This is a genomic window from Nostoc flagelliforme FACHB-838, from assembly GCF_014698065.1.
Taxonomy (GTDB): Bacteria; Cyanobacteriota; Cyanobacteriia; order Cyanobacteriales; family Nostocaceae; genus Nostoc; species Nostoc flagelliforme_B.
Window position 1 is genome coordinate 1 of record NZ_JACJSI010000155.1, and the last position, 14,380, is coordinate 14,380.

The window sequence follows — 14,380 nt, forward strand, 5'->3', positions numbered from 1 at the left end:
TTTTTTTCAATTGGTTAATTGTAGAAATCCTAGATACGTTGTTACCCGAACGCGTTCACCGTACTAATCCCAGGGTTGTAAAAAGACCTGTATCAAAGTTTCGTTCTAAAAAAACAAAACACAGAGGTACTGGACAACGAGTCGAAGCTCCGAAATTTAACGTCACTCATAAGCTTTTGAGCCTTAACTGAACCGTATTGGTAAATAAAGACTCGCTTTGAGATAGCCAAAAAACTAAAACGCGGCATGGGTGCAATGTCGCTCACATTGTCATGGGAAAATTTAGGAGGGAATATGACTACAGCCTTAAAAGCAATCAACGGTGGCAGCAAACAGCGAAACGAGCGTAAACAGCCAGACGCAGATAAATCGATTAGACCACATTGCAAAGTATCGATTGAGGATATTAACTGGGTTCGTCAGCAACCTCCGTCTGTGCAGCAGCTTTGGTTAGATAGCGTGGCGGCTGAACAATTCGGGGGTTCTGCCCATAAACTCGATACTAACCTTACTTACAAATCTTTGCAAAAAGCAGGGGCGGCGTTAACTGCCCAAGGATTATTTCAGTTTGAGGAGTTGTTTGGCCGTTTGCCCTCCGGTAGACCTGGGTTGATTGGCTACCGTGTCCGCAATCTTCACGGTTATTACAATCGCTTTTACTGGGAATCATCCACGTCTGGGGAAACCAATTCTTGTGACGAGAAAGCCGTCCACGCTGGGGAGAAAATAAACCACGCCAAACGGAATCAAAACCACCCCAAAGTGGAACAAATCCACGCTGATTTGGAATCATTCCAAAAGAATGGTCAAAAAAGTAAGGATTTGCAAGGGTTCCAAAAACCTAACAACGTTTCTAACTACCCGTTAACTACCTACCAACAACCAACTAAGGTTGTTGGGATGGTAGTTGGTTCTGACGCGCTAACTGAAAATCCGCGTGTTGAGGAAACGGCTCATGCGCCCTTGAGGGGCGCGTCGCCTTCACGTACTGAAAGCGCGTCAGAACTTGAAGAATCGCCTACGGCAATGGACTGCACGACGCTGGCGCTTGTGGATGATGCAGAGGGTGAATCTGCTTTGTTGTTAGGTGAAAAGCAAGATTGTGGTGTTGAGCCGACAATCTCTCATGAGGGTATTTGTTCCGCCGCGCCCGTCGCTCAAAACGAAAAATCTTTAAATTCAGCGATGCCTGCGGCGGGCGTAGCCATCGCTAATCAAACACAGGGGCAAGCAGAACAAAGTAACTCCGCTTCGTTGTTGGAAGAAAATCAAGATTGTGGTGTTGAGGCGAAGGACTGTCATGAAGGTACTTGTTCCGCCGCGCCTGTTGCACAAAATGAGAAATCTTTAAGTTCAGCGATCGCAGATCAGAAAATAGAAACGAGTCGCCCCTCTGCTGAGTTAATGACTGAAAACTCAGTTTCTTGTGATGAAGTCAAAGCAGTTCATGAGGGTGAAAGTTCCGCCGCGCCTGTCTCCAGTGCTGAAAAATGGTCGCATGAAGCGATTGTTACAAGGGCAAATGTGCGACCGGAGCGTATGCAGAGACTCAAACTTGCGGGGAATTCGGGGCAGAATCCAGGATTTGACTTCTTGCAGGAATGCTGGGATGATGACCCGGCTTTGCAGATTGTAATCAAGAAGCTGCTGGCAAAGTTTCCGCAGTGGGGGATTGCGATTGTGGATGGGGTGCTGGTGGATTGGGAGGAGTAGCGATCGCTCTTGTCATATTTCCTAGCCCATAACTCATCCCAAAGGTTTTTGATAAGTGAAGATGAAATGGTCGAGAAATACTGAACGAGTCGCACGCTTATGATAGATATTACACGGGTGAAGGATGCGATTGCACTTACATAATTTCTTTCCAGACTTCATTTATTTTTTCACGATTACGAATAATCTTTTCAGATGTTGTATCTCTAGCACTGGCTTGAATTATATGTACACTTTCTTTCATTAAACTTAGCCACTGAGGTAGATTAATTGCCACAGGATTACCTGAATAAATAAATATTTTTAGAAGATTTCCACTAGCTGCCATACCATGAGCTAAAAACAACATTTTGTGTAGCTTTAGATTTGATTTGATTTTAGCAATTTCGCTTAATCCAATAGAAGTATGCTTAAAGTTTTGAAGTTGCTCTTGATTTTCTAAACAAGATAAATAGTGATAACCTCTTACTATTAGTTCAATGACTGCTACAGAGGTTGACATAGTAATAAAGTGTCTTAAATCATATCCATTTAAATACATCCATCCAGATATGTCTGCTATGGTTTTTTGATTTGAGCCAAAGGAACCAAATTGCAGAAGTTGGAGGAATCCCCATCCTGGTATAGGGATTCCTGCCTTAGTACATACGTCAGAAACTATATGACCTAGCCAAATTAGAGGAGCGAAAGCTTTATCTGCTGTTAAAATATCAAATGTTTTTAGTATGTGAAGTTTGCCATTAGTATCGAAAGCAGTTAGTGTGCCGTTTAAAATATCTAATGTTCCAAATATAAGACCAAATAATGGATCATGTCCAAGGCTCAATAACCTATGTGTTTTAGGAGTGAAACCCTTAATTTCAGGATTAATACTTTGGTCATACGGGACTTTACATACGTTTTCGCATCATCTCAAGAATAGATTTAATTTTCCTTCTTCATCAATTCCTAAATTTTTTAGCCACTGAGTAAAATTGCTGCCTTGTTGTTGGTACTTACCTAAGTAATTAATGTCTTTAGGTATTTTGACAATTAAAATATCAACAATTGTAGCAATTAGCCCAGATAAAGCAACTATTATATAATCTAAAGTAGATAAGGTAGGAAGAAAATCGGGATTTTTCAGAACCTCTTCTTTTATTTTGCTTTCCACAAGTGAAGGATTGTAATTTAAGAAAAAATTATCATCCCACTGTAAATTGTTCGATGGTTGAGATATTTTACAAGGAGCATTTAATATGTTATTTAATTCTTCTGAAGAAATACCTATCTCTTTAGCTATACTGAGAATTTCATTTTCTAAGTTTGCTAAGACATCTGATTCTTTCTGTTGAAAAGTATAAATAATACGAAAATCTAAGTTAATAGCTCTAATTTTTTGGGATAATTCTGAAAACTCATCATCCCAGTTTAGTACTGTAGGCATATTATATTTATAGTAAATCTTGGTTTCTCTTCAAGGCATTTTTTAAGTACTCAATAGCCTTTTCCAGGTTTTCTATTTTCTGCTTATTTTTCTCCTTGTTAAGTAAGAGATCGTCTTTTTGATCCTCAAGAGAACGAATAGCTTGTCTCTGTTCCTTAATGATTTCCTGAGCTAGACGGATATCTTTCTGAATCAGCACAATCTCTTTCATAACTACTTCTAGTTTGGCGGCTTGTGTTAGTGCCGAGTCTGGAGATTGGGCAAATACAGCACCAACCCCAGCACCAGAACCAGCACCGAGAATTGCGCCGCCAGCAATAATTACTGCAAAACCGCCAGCCATCCCAAAACCACCTGCGGCGATCGCTCCGCCACCCAGAGCAGCTAAAACTGCTGATACGGCTGCTGCGCCAGATAAACCCGGTGCTAATATAGGTGCTAACAAAGCGGCAATAGCGGGAGTAAAAAATGCTGCTACAACTGCCAGTACAATAGCTCCAATTGCACCTATAAGTAAAGGATTCCAGCCACCTTTAATACCTTGTATGGCTTCGTCATAGTGAGATTTAAAACGTATAACAACACTTGAGTCTATATCTAATGTTCTAGCAAAAAACTTTAGTTTATTGACAAGTAATTCTTCATTAGATATTTTTAAATTTTTTAGATTATCGTCATTAGTAGTGTTACCAAGCGAGTAGTACGGTTTAAAAAGAGTTGTTTCTAGTAATATTAAATATAGAGTTAGTTTATTTCCAGCTTCGTCCTTAATTTCGTTAATTAAATCTTTAAGTACTTGGAAATCAGTTAAAAGTTGCAAATCAGATTTAATAGTTGTATTTTGAGCAGCCTGACTTTTCAAGAAAATCTCTGTAGAGTCTTTCCATAGAGATAACCATTTTCGCTTAAATCCTTTTGTTACAAAACTACTTTCATTATCTATGTCTGCTAATACTAAATGATACTGATAGCTAAACATTATCCTGGTTTGTTCCAGAGTTAACCCAAATTCTTTCATGTGTTATTGAAGTTAGAAAATTTAAATACTCATTTGCTATTTATTTAGCATAAATTATTTTTTATACTAAAAGTCTAGTATTTGTACGCAAAATAAATTTGATTTAACGCACGATTAAGCGATGCTGGGAAAATGTACCGAGGGCGATCGCTTATTTGAAAGAAGCACTGCGGACTTGCAAGGGTGTCAAGTCGCCGGAAGCTATATTTGTGGCTGCTTGTAAGGAGGATAGAAAACCGGAGTCAGCGCAGGTTCAATCTGCTGTGAAGGTTTGGTTTGAGTGGGCTAGGCAGAAGCGGATTGTGATTGCTATGTCGGGGGAAGTTGTGTATACACCGGATGGTGAGGCGGTGGCGTTGGCGGAAATGATGCGGCGGTTTCCGATGTCGCAGTAGGGTTGTGCATCTGCTCAAAATCCTGAAGCATTATTTGTTCAAGCTTCATGGTGCGGCATTTTTAATGCTAAGAAAGTGCCATTCGTTCCTAGACAGCTTGATCATGACTCTGTATAATACATTTGTTCTGTATAATAAATGCAACAATTATGGCAGTCAAATCAATCTCTGATGGATATCATACTGTTACGCCATACCTTGTTGTGCAAGGAGCCGCAACCCTAATTGAGTTTCTGACTTCAGCATTTGAAGCAAAAGAAATTCGTCGTACTCTACATCCGCAAGGTGGCATCATAAATGCCGAAGTGAGAATTGGTGACTCAGTAGTAATGGTGAGCGAAGCAAGGGATGAATTTAAGCCAATGCCAAGTTCAATTTACTTATATGTTGAGAATACCGACGCAACTTACAAGCGTGCGCTTCAAGCAGGTCGGACTTCAATCATGAAGCCAGAAGATCAGTTTTACGGCGATCGCAATGCGGGGATAAAAGATCCAAGCGGAAATCATTGGTGGATTGCAACTCACCAAGAAGACATCTCACCTGAACTAATAGAAAGACGATTGAAAAGCTTGTTTGCTAGCAAAGAGAAAGTGTAAGTAGATAATAGTAGTATAAGTCCGTCGTCGCTCGGTCTCAGGCTAGACCTTGACGGATGGAGAAGCTGAAGATGCTGAAAATGAAGGGTGAGTCGGTAACAACTGAGTAGATCACGCGGCGGTATCCTTTGAATAGTAGTAAGGTAACTGAATTCAGATGGCAATAAAAATTACATTGCTAATCGCCGATTTCCATACCATTGACTCAAGTCATCCTCAATCGCCTCAAGAATACCGATCGCTTCAGTTATTGATTTTGAAGAAGCAGCTAAAAGGGCAAACGCTTGCTCAACCCGTTGTTGATAGTTAGTTGGGCAAATAGCAAACCTACCCGCAATTGCCACCGCTCCCTTTTCATTCAACAGATAATCTTCATTGAGGGCGAATAAAACTTGGTTCATACACGCCACACTGCGGAAACAACAACCTGCTGCGTAAACAACATCATCGCGTGCAATCGCCTTTTTTGCAACCACCAGCGAGAAACTGATTTCCCAGGCGAAAGTGTCAATAGTTGCCTGTTTCAGCCCAGATGGATAAGGCTTTGTTTTCAGCTTCAAAGCTTCTAAAACACCATTAGAGTCGTAAAGTACCTGACAAATAGCAATTTCCCCCATATAAATAGAGGATACAAAACCATGAGGATGTCCTGGTTGATAATCAATAGTAATTTGTCCAGCATGGCAATCATCAATCACACGATTAACCTTCGCCAAATCACGATAGAGAAAATCTACACCTACATCTTGAACTTGTAGCCAACCACCGCCGTTAATCCACTTTCCCCATTCACCAATGGCAGTAATCAAATTTACCCGATGGTTATCATCAAGCTTATAGGCAAGGCGATTTAGAGCAATTAAATCGGGCGGGTTTTCTGAATTATAATAAATCCCCAAGTCCACATCTGATTTATTAGTGTGGTTGCCCCGCGCCCGTGAACCTCCCAATGAGATGGCTGTGATTCCCTCAATTGACCGCAAACTTGAAACAATATGGTTGATAAATTGAGGCGATTCCTGATTCATAGAGCGATTGTTACATTACTATCGCTGTCATTTTATATTTTAAAGGCATCGCTACTTAAATCGATAATGCGATTGATTTGTTTGCCTCACTGCCATTATGAAAGTATAATTTTTCACCCGCGCCTGTCCCCAATGCTGAAAAGTGGTTACATGAGGCGATTGTAGCAAGGTCAAATGTGCGACCGGAGCGTATGCAGAAACTCAAGGTTGCGGCGAATTCGGCGAGAATCCGGGGTTGGACTTTTTGCAAGACTGCTGGCAGGATGACCCCGCGAAAGCAGATTGTGATTAAGGGGCTGGTGCGGAAGTGTCCGCAGTGGGGTTATGTGGTTGTGGATGGGCAGTTGGTGGAATGGGAGAGATAGCAAATATTAGAAAGTTCAGTTCGTTTTGCAGCAGCTACAGGAATACCTTGTACACGACAGTTTCGCTCAAACGGAGAGATTCAGCGTACAGTTAGACGGTATTGGGCGAATGTACCAGGGGCGTAGGAGCAAGCCTTGTCATAGACATCGCGTATCTTAAGGAGGCAGTGCGGACTTGGAAAGGGATTAAGTCGCCGGAGGCCGTGTTTGTGGCTGCTTGCAGGGAGGATCGAAAGCCGGAAGCGCAGCAGACTAAATCTAGTGTAATTGCTTGGTTTGAGTGGGCTAGGAAAAACAGGATTGTAATTGCGATGTCGGGTGAGGTCGTGTATACGCCAGATGGGGAGGTGGTTGGATTTGCGGACATGATGCGGTGGTTTCCGGTGCAACAGTAAATACTGCTCACTATGTCAACTACCTGCATATATAACTACAAATATAAATTCGTTATCAAGCAGTTAAGCTGTTATCAATTGTTTTAATGATGGCTGTTAACTGTGTTAACTTTCCTTGCATTCTTCTGAAAATCGTGAAATATTAGAACCATAGAGTGCGCTATCGATAAACTTTAAGCGGCTTCCACCAAAGTATTTGTCAAGTTGGACATTGAAGCCAGCCACTATATGTGCTAGTGCAATAATATTCTGCCCAAGTCTTATGTCTTGAGGCGAATGCTATTGTGCGCCTCTTGTCTTTTACGTTGACAAAGCCTGCACCTATATCCCTATACATAAAAAATCTTTGTGATAATTATCGCATCATTTTTTATGCAGAATAAAGCTTGCTCATTTGTTATTTTTATTTCACGATAGGAGGAAGATATGGTTCTAACAAGACGATTATTCTTAGGTGGTTTGACATTATCTTTAATTAGTTTGACTAGTTATCCATACAAAAGTTTAGCCAATTCTCAACTATCTACAAAGTCTTTACAAGAATCTTCCACTGCAAGCCTAGTAAGTTCTCTTCTAGATCCTCTTCTAAACCCTTATAAATGCCCTACCAAATTAAGAGTTATTAACGCTGCGGTTGCTACTGCATCACCAGTTGATATCATTGTCAACGGTAAAAAAGTTTTGCAGAATGTAAATTTTCGTCAAGCTAGTAAATATGTAAATGTAACACCAGGAAATATTCAGGTACTTTTTGTGCAATCTGGTACTAGCAGTACAATTGCTTCTAGAACCTTTACAGGAGCGCCTAATAGTGCTTATACAGTAGCGGTAACAGGAACACTACAAGGCCCTTCAGGTCAACCATTATTTAATCAATCACCCTTTGTGATTCCAGAGGATTTAACACAGCCTAATCCAGGTAAATTTAAAGGACGTTGGTATCGCTTTTCGGAAACTAGCGCTGTTATAGATTTCCGTATTAGCAAATCCTCTAGCCCAAATGTGGATGAAACTCGTATCACAGACCTAACACCTAAAACTGCTATTCCTTACCCAGAACTTACGGCTGGGACATATAACTTCAATCCAGTTCTACCTGACCAATTTGACCCATTGATCAATAATGCCTTCAGCCCACCAATCACAGTAGAAGTTGCCAATCAACAAGTCCCAGAAGGAGTCATTTATGATGTAATTGCTACAGGTAATGGCTTAGGCCAAGCACCTAACTCACTGCTACTCACAACTGCCTCAACACAAACAGCGCCTCCTGATGCTAATGGGTGTTATCAAATTGTGCAGTAAGCAATATCAACTTAATGAGGCATTTTTAGCCATAGGAATCTTATCAAAACAGAATTCAGGAGTCAGGAGTCAGAATTCAGTATGAATTCTGTACGACTGGTGGATGAATCTAGGGGTTTAAGACCCCCGCTAAATCTTCTCTTTCAGAGACGCACTTGCGTTCATTTAGCGGTCTACAATGAGTGCCCGGATTTCTCACCACACCTCGAATGGAGGAGTAATGAGTAGTAAGTAAGGAGTTATGAGTAAGGAGTAAGAAGTTATGAGTTAAAATTTTTACTTATTACCCATTACTTATTACTCATTACCCATTACTTATTACTCATCATCAAACACAAAGGAGCTTGTGAGAAATGCGGGAGTGGCGGGTCTGAATCCCCCACTCATTGATTCTGACTCCTGGATTCTGGCTTCTGGGTTCTTCTTCAATTAATTTTTGAAAAAACCGTATAACTATTGAAGCGGAAGCGGCTGATTCAATCAGACCCGCTTCCTCGTATTCAACTGAGTCTTTTTCCCAGAACCACACACTTAATGCGTCTCCCAAGCAACTATTTTCGCTTTCCCTGAAGAACTTGAGTACCTCGCAAGTGGTCAGCTTGTACACACGCGATCAATGCCGTCTCACCTATCGCAATTTATCTATTAACAAGTGTAAGAACTTTTGCAACAGTTGAGGGATATTCTTTGTACCCCGCAATTTCAGTTAAATGCAGAGATTGGACGCACGGTTAAGCGGTGTTGGGACAATGTACCGGGTGCGTCGCTTTTAGCGGCTTGTCGTAGACATCGCCTCTTTCAAATAGGCGATACGAACTTGGACTCGGATCAAGTCATGCCTTGGCTGTATTTGTCGCTGCTTGTAAGGAAGGGAGGAAACCGGAGGGAGACACAACAGGCCAAATCTAGTGTGGTTGCTTGGTTTGAGTGGGCGCGGCGAGAAAGGATTGCGATCGCAATGTCTGGCGAGGTGGTGTACACGCCAAGGGGTGAGGGGGTGGCGGTTGCGGAGATGATGCGGCGGTTTCCAGTGCGGGAGTGACGCTAAAAGTTCCGCCGCACCCGTGCCAAATCCTGAAAAATGGTCGCATGAGGCGATTGTAGCGAGGTCAAATGCGCGACCGGAGAGGATGCAGAAACTCAAAGTGGCGGCAAATTCGGGCGAGAATCCGGGTTTTGACTTCTTGCAAGAGTGCTGGAGTGATGATCCGGCGCTGGTGATAGTGATCAAGAAATTGCTGGTGAAGTTTCCGCAGTGGGGGATTGCGATTGTGGATGGGGCGTTGGTGAAGTTCGATGAGTAGCGATGGCTACGCCCGGCGCAGGCATCGCAGAACTTTTTGGTTTACTGAACTTGAATAACTTAACCGCATTTCTTTGCCTTCTAGCTAATACCAAATTATTGTGAAGCTGCATAAAACTAAAATACTTAGTAAGCAAACTTTTTAGCCTTTCCATTCTATGCAACTTCATACAAAATTGGTATTAGGCACTTAACAATCCACTGCGACAAATCTTGTTTAAATATCGGCTGATGCGCTTTGTGGAGTAATTTATTCGTTGGAAGTCCCCAGAACGAAGTAGGGTTGGGTTAAACTCAATGTGCCTGGGGAAATACCTCGTAAAATTGCCACAAGTTCTGGTTGATTACCGATGTTGTTAGCATATATTGCTGTTCCTGCTGGTAAACCTTCAGGTATTGTTCCCAAAATATATTGCCCTTCTATTGTAAGTCCGTTGCTTTCTACATTTGTGGCAAGTCGAATCACGTCTCCATCACATGGATTAAAGTCAGTAATTAGAGAATAGTCATCGTTACCAAACCATCTATGAGAGGCACCTATAGGAGAACGCCCATTGCTACCCTGAAGTATGAAGCTATCCGCGCCACTACCACCTGTGAGAATATCAATATCCTGACTTTCGTATTGGGAAGGATTATAACCGACACCTCGAAAAATCTCCCCAATCCCATCAATAATATCATCACCACTTCCACCATTTAAAATGTCACTACCAACAGAACCAAACAATGCGTCGTTGCCCTCTCCGCCTAATATAATATCGTTACCATTCCCACCGTATAACCCTCCAGATAAACTAACTCCATCAAAAAAAGAGCTATCGTTACCAGCCCCTCCATCTAAAAAGTCGTTACCACCACTCCCTACTAAATAGTCGTTACCACCAAAGCCAAAGATCGAGTCGTTATTACTTGTATCCTGTAGTTGGTCGTTTGATTCGCTACCTAAAATTAATGTCATATGTCTTGATTCCTGGTATAAATTTGTTAACGATTTGTGTGAACTTGCTAGCTCTGCTTCCACTAAGACTTACATATAAATCAGTTAAGTCATTGCAAGTTTTACGTACCAGCTACTCTAAATTTACAAAAATTTACTAAGCACAGGAGAAATATAAATTTAAGCTCTATGCACTGTGTATAGAACCCATTCGACATATTTGAGAACTTGAATTAAACGCAAGGACTGCAAGACAATCTCTTTTCCTAAGCTGGATTTGATGCATGATACTGGGATTGGCTTGTTAATCAATCGAAAAGAGTTTGGGCTTGCTGCTTAATACCCAGATCCTCTCGTCTAAAGCTACCCTGCAATGTAATTAACTCGATGATACCTCAACGACATTTGCTGGCACAGCAAATGGTGGAATTAGGTTATGTTGGAAAAATATCCCATAAGACCGTGCGTCCCGCCAAATAACACATAGCTCTGCCCAGAAGAGTCGCCGCTGATGAAGTCGGCATAGGGTGCCCCAATAATCAAGTCGTCGAAGCGATCGCCGTTGACATCTCCGGCACTGCTGACAGAATAGCCTAACTTGTCATCCGCCGCGAAACCGTTGATGGTGAAGCCGTTAGTGCCGTTGAGGTTAGAGGGGAATGTAACTAATAGAACGTGAACCATTTGATAGGGCTGAGTGTAGGGGAGAAGCTTACTGCTTACGACTCGCTTGTTTCTTGAACCTATCCCACTAATAATATTTGTGCTACAAAGCTTAAGCTTATTGAGAACTAAAAACGAAAAATTAAGGTTTTCAAGCACATTTTACGAAACGAAGTAGGGTTTTTTGGAATAGTGGGATAGGTTCTTAATTTCAAACCTAGTTCTTGAGCGTGCAACTCCTACATCCTTACACGCTTCTTTTACACCTCTGGCTCAATTTCTATCCGTTGTTGTAAATCTATGATAAATTTCACGGGTTAGAGGTTAAACATTAGTTGATATGATGTCGGGTAAGATTTATTATTAAATATATTTTTCTTGTTTAAAACCAGGACAACTTTAAACTTATATTAACCACAAGTTAATCTCTAATTAATTAGATTTTGCTTTTATTGTAAATAAAGTAAAAATCATCACCTTTTTGAAAGTTCCCTAGTACTAGCTGTAGTAAAATTGAGAATTCTAAATTTTGAATGGTTTCCTAAATATAAGTATGTGAAAAGCTAACTTTAGATAAGGCTGTTTTTTCATCAGCTTATAAAAGCAACAAGAAATGGCAAAGAGATTTATAACCTAGAACCATAGTAATCCGCTAGTACTCAACCAACCCCAAATTGCATGATGGAGGTTGTTCTTGAGCAAAGAGAGGAGAGAAGATTTTAAGTAAAAAGGAATTATTTTTGAATAATTCTTTTTTACTTAAGAGCCTCAAGAACTTGCTAGTATGCAAATTCACCTCGTCTTACTTAATAAGGTATTGTTAAAGACTGACAAAAGTGAAAAAACAACTAAAGCTTATGTCTGTGCTAAGTGATATAAAAACAGAATGTGCTGTTTTTATATCACTTAGCACAAACATAAGATCAGATGGAATAACAAAAACAAAACATAACTTTCTCAATGAGCATCTAAATACAAGCACAAACTAAACTTTGGAGACTCAATGTATATCAAGGAATTTAGGAATTCTTTTACTAAAATAAAAATTGGTCGAAGGTATCGTGTTCTAATAGCAGAGGCTGAAGAGCTAACTTGTAGAATGCTAAATGTAGCATTATCGGAAGAAGGCTATGAAGTAATCACGTTTGCGAATGGGCAGTCTATTATAGAATGTTTAACTTCAGAGGAACCCAACTTAGGAGAATCTTCTTTTGACTTAGTAATTCTAGACTTAATGTTGCCGGATCTGAATGGGCTAGAGGTTTGCCGTTTACTACGCAAGCAAGGAAATTTAATACCGATTTTAATGCTGAGTGCAAAAGATAGTGAAACTGATTGCGTATTAGGTCTAGAAGTAGGAGCAGATGATTACTTAACAAAACCGTTCGGAATGCGGGAGCTAGTGGCACGTTGCCGGGCATTACTGCGTCGGCAATGGTTAATGAAATTGTCGCCAATACAAGTATTAGTGTACAAAGATATCACATTGATACCGCAAGAGTGTCGCGTTGTGCTTCGGGGTCAAGAGGTGAATTTAGCTCCGAAAGAGTTTTGCCTACTAGAACTGTTTATTAGTCATACACAGCGGGTATGGACACGACAACAGATACTAAACAAAATTTGGGGAGAAGATTTTTTTGGAGATACTAAGACAGTAGATGTTCATATCCGATGGTTGCGTAAAAAGTTAGAACTAGACCCAAGTCGTCCAGAATATATTGTCACAGTACGAGGCTTTGGTTATCGATTTGGATAAAACCACTGATGATAATTATTTCTGGCATTTGAGAGGATTAATACTAAAATTTCTCATGACAAGTAATTTTCTTTTCCAAAAAGTAATTTGGACTTTAGTAGAAATTTGAGGTTGAGCAAAGAATATACTTTTGGTGAAAAATGATGCTAAGGGACTTCCAACTAAAAAAATATCCCATCCCAGCGAGACGCTACGCACAGCAAGATCACCAAAGGGTACGCATTGAGAGCAGGGGGGCTGGGAGCAGAGGAGAGAAACAGTCGTGTTGAGTCCAGAAATTGGGATAATTTATTTTTTGAGTTCCCTAAGAATAAAGTTCCGGATTAATCCCCAGAAAGTCATTAGCAACAAGCGATACCAAAATATTTTCTTCCTCGGAAGTTATTTGGACGAGCCAGCGCTTGTTAGATTGGTTTTGTTTTGGTGCTTCCCAGCCACAAACTACTCCAACTTTTCCAACTACGTAGGCAGGACGTAAAATCAAAACTTTGTCTCCAGCTTGAATATGCTCTGAAGTATGCAACATGGTTAATTTAATTTTGCTCAAGTATTTTCCGAAACGAGGCATAATTAAGTTTTCAGCTAATCAAGCCAAAATTATGCCAAAGTTAAGAACAATTTAGGCAAGTAAATTTTGTAATTAGAGATTTCCAAATCCAACTTTGTCACCCATCCATTCCACCGAATCAAGCGTAGATACCAACAGTTGACCAAACTTGTCCGGATCAATGTCCTCGAACTCTTCCTTAAAGTTTAAATTACTTGTCAAAACACTAAAGGATAACTTCACTGATATCAAGGTTAATCGGATAGATACGATAAGTATTCATGTCTGTATTGTAGGTAAAACTCCATCGGGAGATTTAGCCGGAATTTCAACAAAAGTCGTAAAAACTTAACCCAAAAATCATCAGCCTATCTATAAATACAAACAGGCTTTAAGTTTTAGCAGAAGTAAGTATTATTACAAATTATCAACTCTAGATTTAATTACACTTTGAACAGACGAAGAAATATTAGAGAGTAAATTGTAACCAGTGTTAACTTCAATAGAATCAACACTAACTCTGTAGTCTTTCCAAAGCCAAACAGAGAGCGCAAATTTATCACCGTTATAGTCGGAATCAACCCAGATGACTTCAACTTTTTCCAGTAATTCTGGACGCTCTTTTAACAGTTCCATCAAAGCATAGGCGGCAAGTAATCTTTCTCCAGCACTTGCTTCACTAACGACCACTTTTAAAAAGTATGTTTGTAGTTTAAATGTAGTTTGTGGTAGTCATTTTTTGATTACTCCTGACTTAAGGCACCACTTCACTTTTTGCGAAAGTAATACGGATATTGCCATAGCTTTCAGCATCTCCAAGGGAGCTTCTATCCTCAAAAATTCCATTATTGGTACTACCCATACCTGCAAAATTACTGTTGAAATATAATCCTAAGCCGTAATAATCACTATTAATCCGTGTAAATA

At 40.4% G+C, this 14,380-nt stretch carries 18 protein-coding genes and 1 pseudogene; 11 read left to right on the plus strand and 8 right to left on the minus strand.

All coding sequences use genetic code 11. The features are described 5' to 3' along the window. The coding region (locus H6G97_RS51920) for a hypothetical protein (protein WP_206759138.1) at positions 1-191 on the plus strand (191 nt) is incomplete at its 5' end. A 103-nt stretch (positions 192-294) separates the two neighbouring features. Continuing rightward, positions 295-1,713 carry a hypothetical protein gene (locus H6G97_RS34195; protein ID WP_190944857.1) on the plus strand — a complete coding sequence of 473 codons (1,419 nt, stop codon included), beginning with the start codon at positions 295-297 and terminating at the stop codon, positions 1,711-1,713. Between the two features lie 136 nt (positions 1,714-1,849). On the opposite strand, the gene H6G97_RS34200 is transcribed toward H6G97_RS34195, so the two are convergent. From H6G97_RS34200 to H6G97_RS34210, 3 genes are all read right to left on the minus strand, one after another. Next, on the minus strand, positions 1,850-2,539 hold the full coding sequence (locus tag H6G97_RS34200; protein ID WP_190944858.1) for a hypothetical protein: 690 nt from the start codon (positions 2,537-2,539) through the stop codon (positions 1,850-1,852). Positions 2,540-2,620: 81 nt separating this feature from the next. Next, a complete protein-coding gene (locus H6G97_RS34205; RefSeq protein WP_190944859.1) occupies positions 2,621-3,139 on the minus strand; it encodes a hypothetical protein in 519 nt (172 codons plus the stop codon). 7 nt (positions 3,140-3,146) lie between these two features. Further along, on the minus strand, positions 3,147-4,157 hold the full coding sequence (locus H6G97_RS34210) for a hypothetical protein (protein WP_190944860.1): 1,011 nt from the start codon (positions 4,155-4,157) through the stop codon (positions 3,147-3,149). Between the two features lie 155 nt (positions 4,158-4,312). Here H6G97_RS34210 and H6G97_RS34215 point away from each other — a divergent pair, with 155 nt between their 5' ends. Continuing rightward, on the plus strand, positions 4,313-4,552 hold the full coding sequence (locus tag H6G97_RS34215) for a hypothetical protein (RefSeq protein WP_242055598.1): 240 nt from the start codon (positions 4,313-4,315) through the stop codon (positions 4,550-4,552). 149 nt (positions 4,553-4,701) lie between these two features. After that, the gene (locus H6G97_RS34220) at positions 4,702-5,151 is read left to right on the plus strand and encodes a VOC family protein (protein ID WP_190944861.1); all 450 of its coding nucleotides are present in this window, start codon (positions 4,702-4,704) and stop codon (positions 5,149-5,151) included. Positions 5,152-5,321: 170 nt separating this feature from the next. Here H6G97_RS34220 and H6G97_RS34225 read toward each other — a convergent pair whose 3' ends face one another. Next, positions 5,322-6,179, minus strand: coding sequence for a nucleotidyltransferase family protein (locus H6G97_RS34225; RefSeq protein ID WP_190944862.1), 858 nt, complete (start codon positions 6,177-6,179; stop codon positions 5,322-5,324). A 191-nt stretch (positions 6,180-6,370) separates the two neighbouring features. Between H6G97_RS34225 and H6G97_RS34230 the strand changes: the two genes are divergently transcribed. The 5 genes from H6G97_RS34230 (at position 6,371) to H6G97_RS34250 (ending at position 9,548) form a co-directional block, all read left to right on the plus strand. Continuing rightward, positions 6,371-6,544 carry a hypothetical protein gene (locus H6G97_RS34230; RefSeq protein ID WP_242055599.1) on the plus strand — a complete coding sequence of 58 codons (174 nt, stop codon included), beginning with the start codon at positions 6,371-6,373 and terminating at the stop codon, positions 6,542-6,544. 209 nt (positions 6,545-6,753) lie between these two features. After that, the gene (locus H6G97_RS34235; protein ID WP_190944863.1) at positions 6,754-6,939 is read left to right on the plus strand and encodes a hypothetical protein; all 186 of its coding nucleotides are present in this window, start codon (positions 6,754-6,756) and stop codon (positions 6,937-6,939) included. 426 nt (positions 6,940-7,365) lie between these two features. Next, the gene (locus tag H6G97_RS34240) at positions 7,366-8,244 is read left to right on the plus strand and encodes a DUF4397 domain-containing protein (RefSeq protein ID WP_190944864.1); all 879 of its coding nucleotides are present in this window, start codon (positions 7,366-7,368) and stop codon (positions 8,242-8,244) included. A gap of 664 nt (positions 8,245-8,908) precedes the next feature. Further along, positions 8,909-9,286, plus strand: a complete 378-nt coding sequence (locus H6G97_RS53285; protein WP_190944871.1) for a hypothetical protein — start codon at positions 8,909-8,911, stop codon at positions 9,284-9,286. Positions 9,287-9,374: 88 nt separating this feature from the next. Continuing rightward, positions 9,375-9,548 carry a hypothetical protein gene (locus tag H6G97_RS34250; RefSeq protein ID WP_190944865.1) on the plus strand — a complete coding sequence of 58 codons (174 nt, stop codon included), beginning with the start codon at positions 9,375-9,377 and terminating at the stop codon, positions 9,546-9,548. Positions 9,549-9,797: 249 nt separating this feature from the next. Here H6G97_RS34250 and H6G97_RS34255 read toward each other — a convergent pair whose 3' ends face one another. Beyond that, positions 9,798-10,508, minus strand: coding sequence for a calcium-binding protein (locus H6G97_RS34255; protein WP_190944866.1), 711 nt, complete (start codon positions 10,506-10,508; stop codon positions 9,798-9,800). 408 nt (positions 10,509-10,916) lie between these two features. Then, entirely contained in the window at positions 10,917-11,171 is a 255-nt protein-coding gene (locus H6G97_RS34260; RefSeq protein ID WP_190944867.1) for an integrin alpha, read from the minus strand. A gap of 982 nt (positions 11,172-12,153) precedes the next feature. Here H6G97_RS34260 and H6G97_RS34265 point away from each other — a divergent pair. Further along, the gene (locus tag H6G97_RS34265) at positions 12,154-12,906 is read left to right on the plus strand and encodes a response regulator transcription factor (RefSeq protein ID WP_190944868.1); all 753 of its coding nucleotides are present in this window, start codon (positions 12,154-12,156) and stop codon (positions 12,904-12,906) included. A 304-nt stretch (positions 12,907-13,210) separates the two neighbouring features. Here the strand turns inward: H6G97_RS34265 and H6G97_RS34270 are convergent, their stop codons facing one another. Then, the gene (locus H6G97_RS34270) at positions 13,211-13,474 is read right to left on the minus strand and encodes a hypothetical protein (protein WP_242055601.1); all 264 of its coding nucleotides are present in this window, start codon (positions 13,472-13,474) and stop codon (positions 13,211-13,213) included. Between the two features lie 160 nt (positions 13,475-13,634). On the opposite strand from H6G97_RS34270, the gene H6G97_RS34275 reads away from it, so the two are divergent. Continuing rightward, positions 13,635-13,805, plus strand: a complete 171-nt coding sequence (locus H6G97_RS34275) for a nuclease A inhibitor family protein (protein ID WP_190944869.1) — start codon at positions 13,635-13,637, stop codon at positions 13,803-13,805. A 65-nt stretch (positions 13,806-13,870) separates the two neighbouring features. Here the strand turns inward: H6G97_RS34275 and H6G97_RS53290 are convergent. Further along, positions 13,871-14,149, minus strand: a pseudogene (locus H6G97_RS53290) (hypothetical protein); the annotation flags it as partial. Positions 14,150-14,380 lie beyond the last annotated feature (231 nt).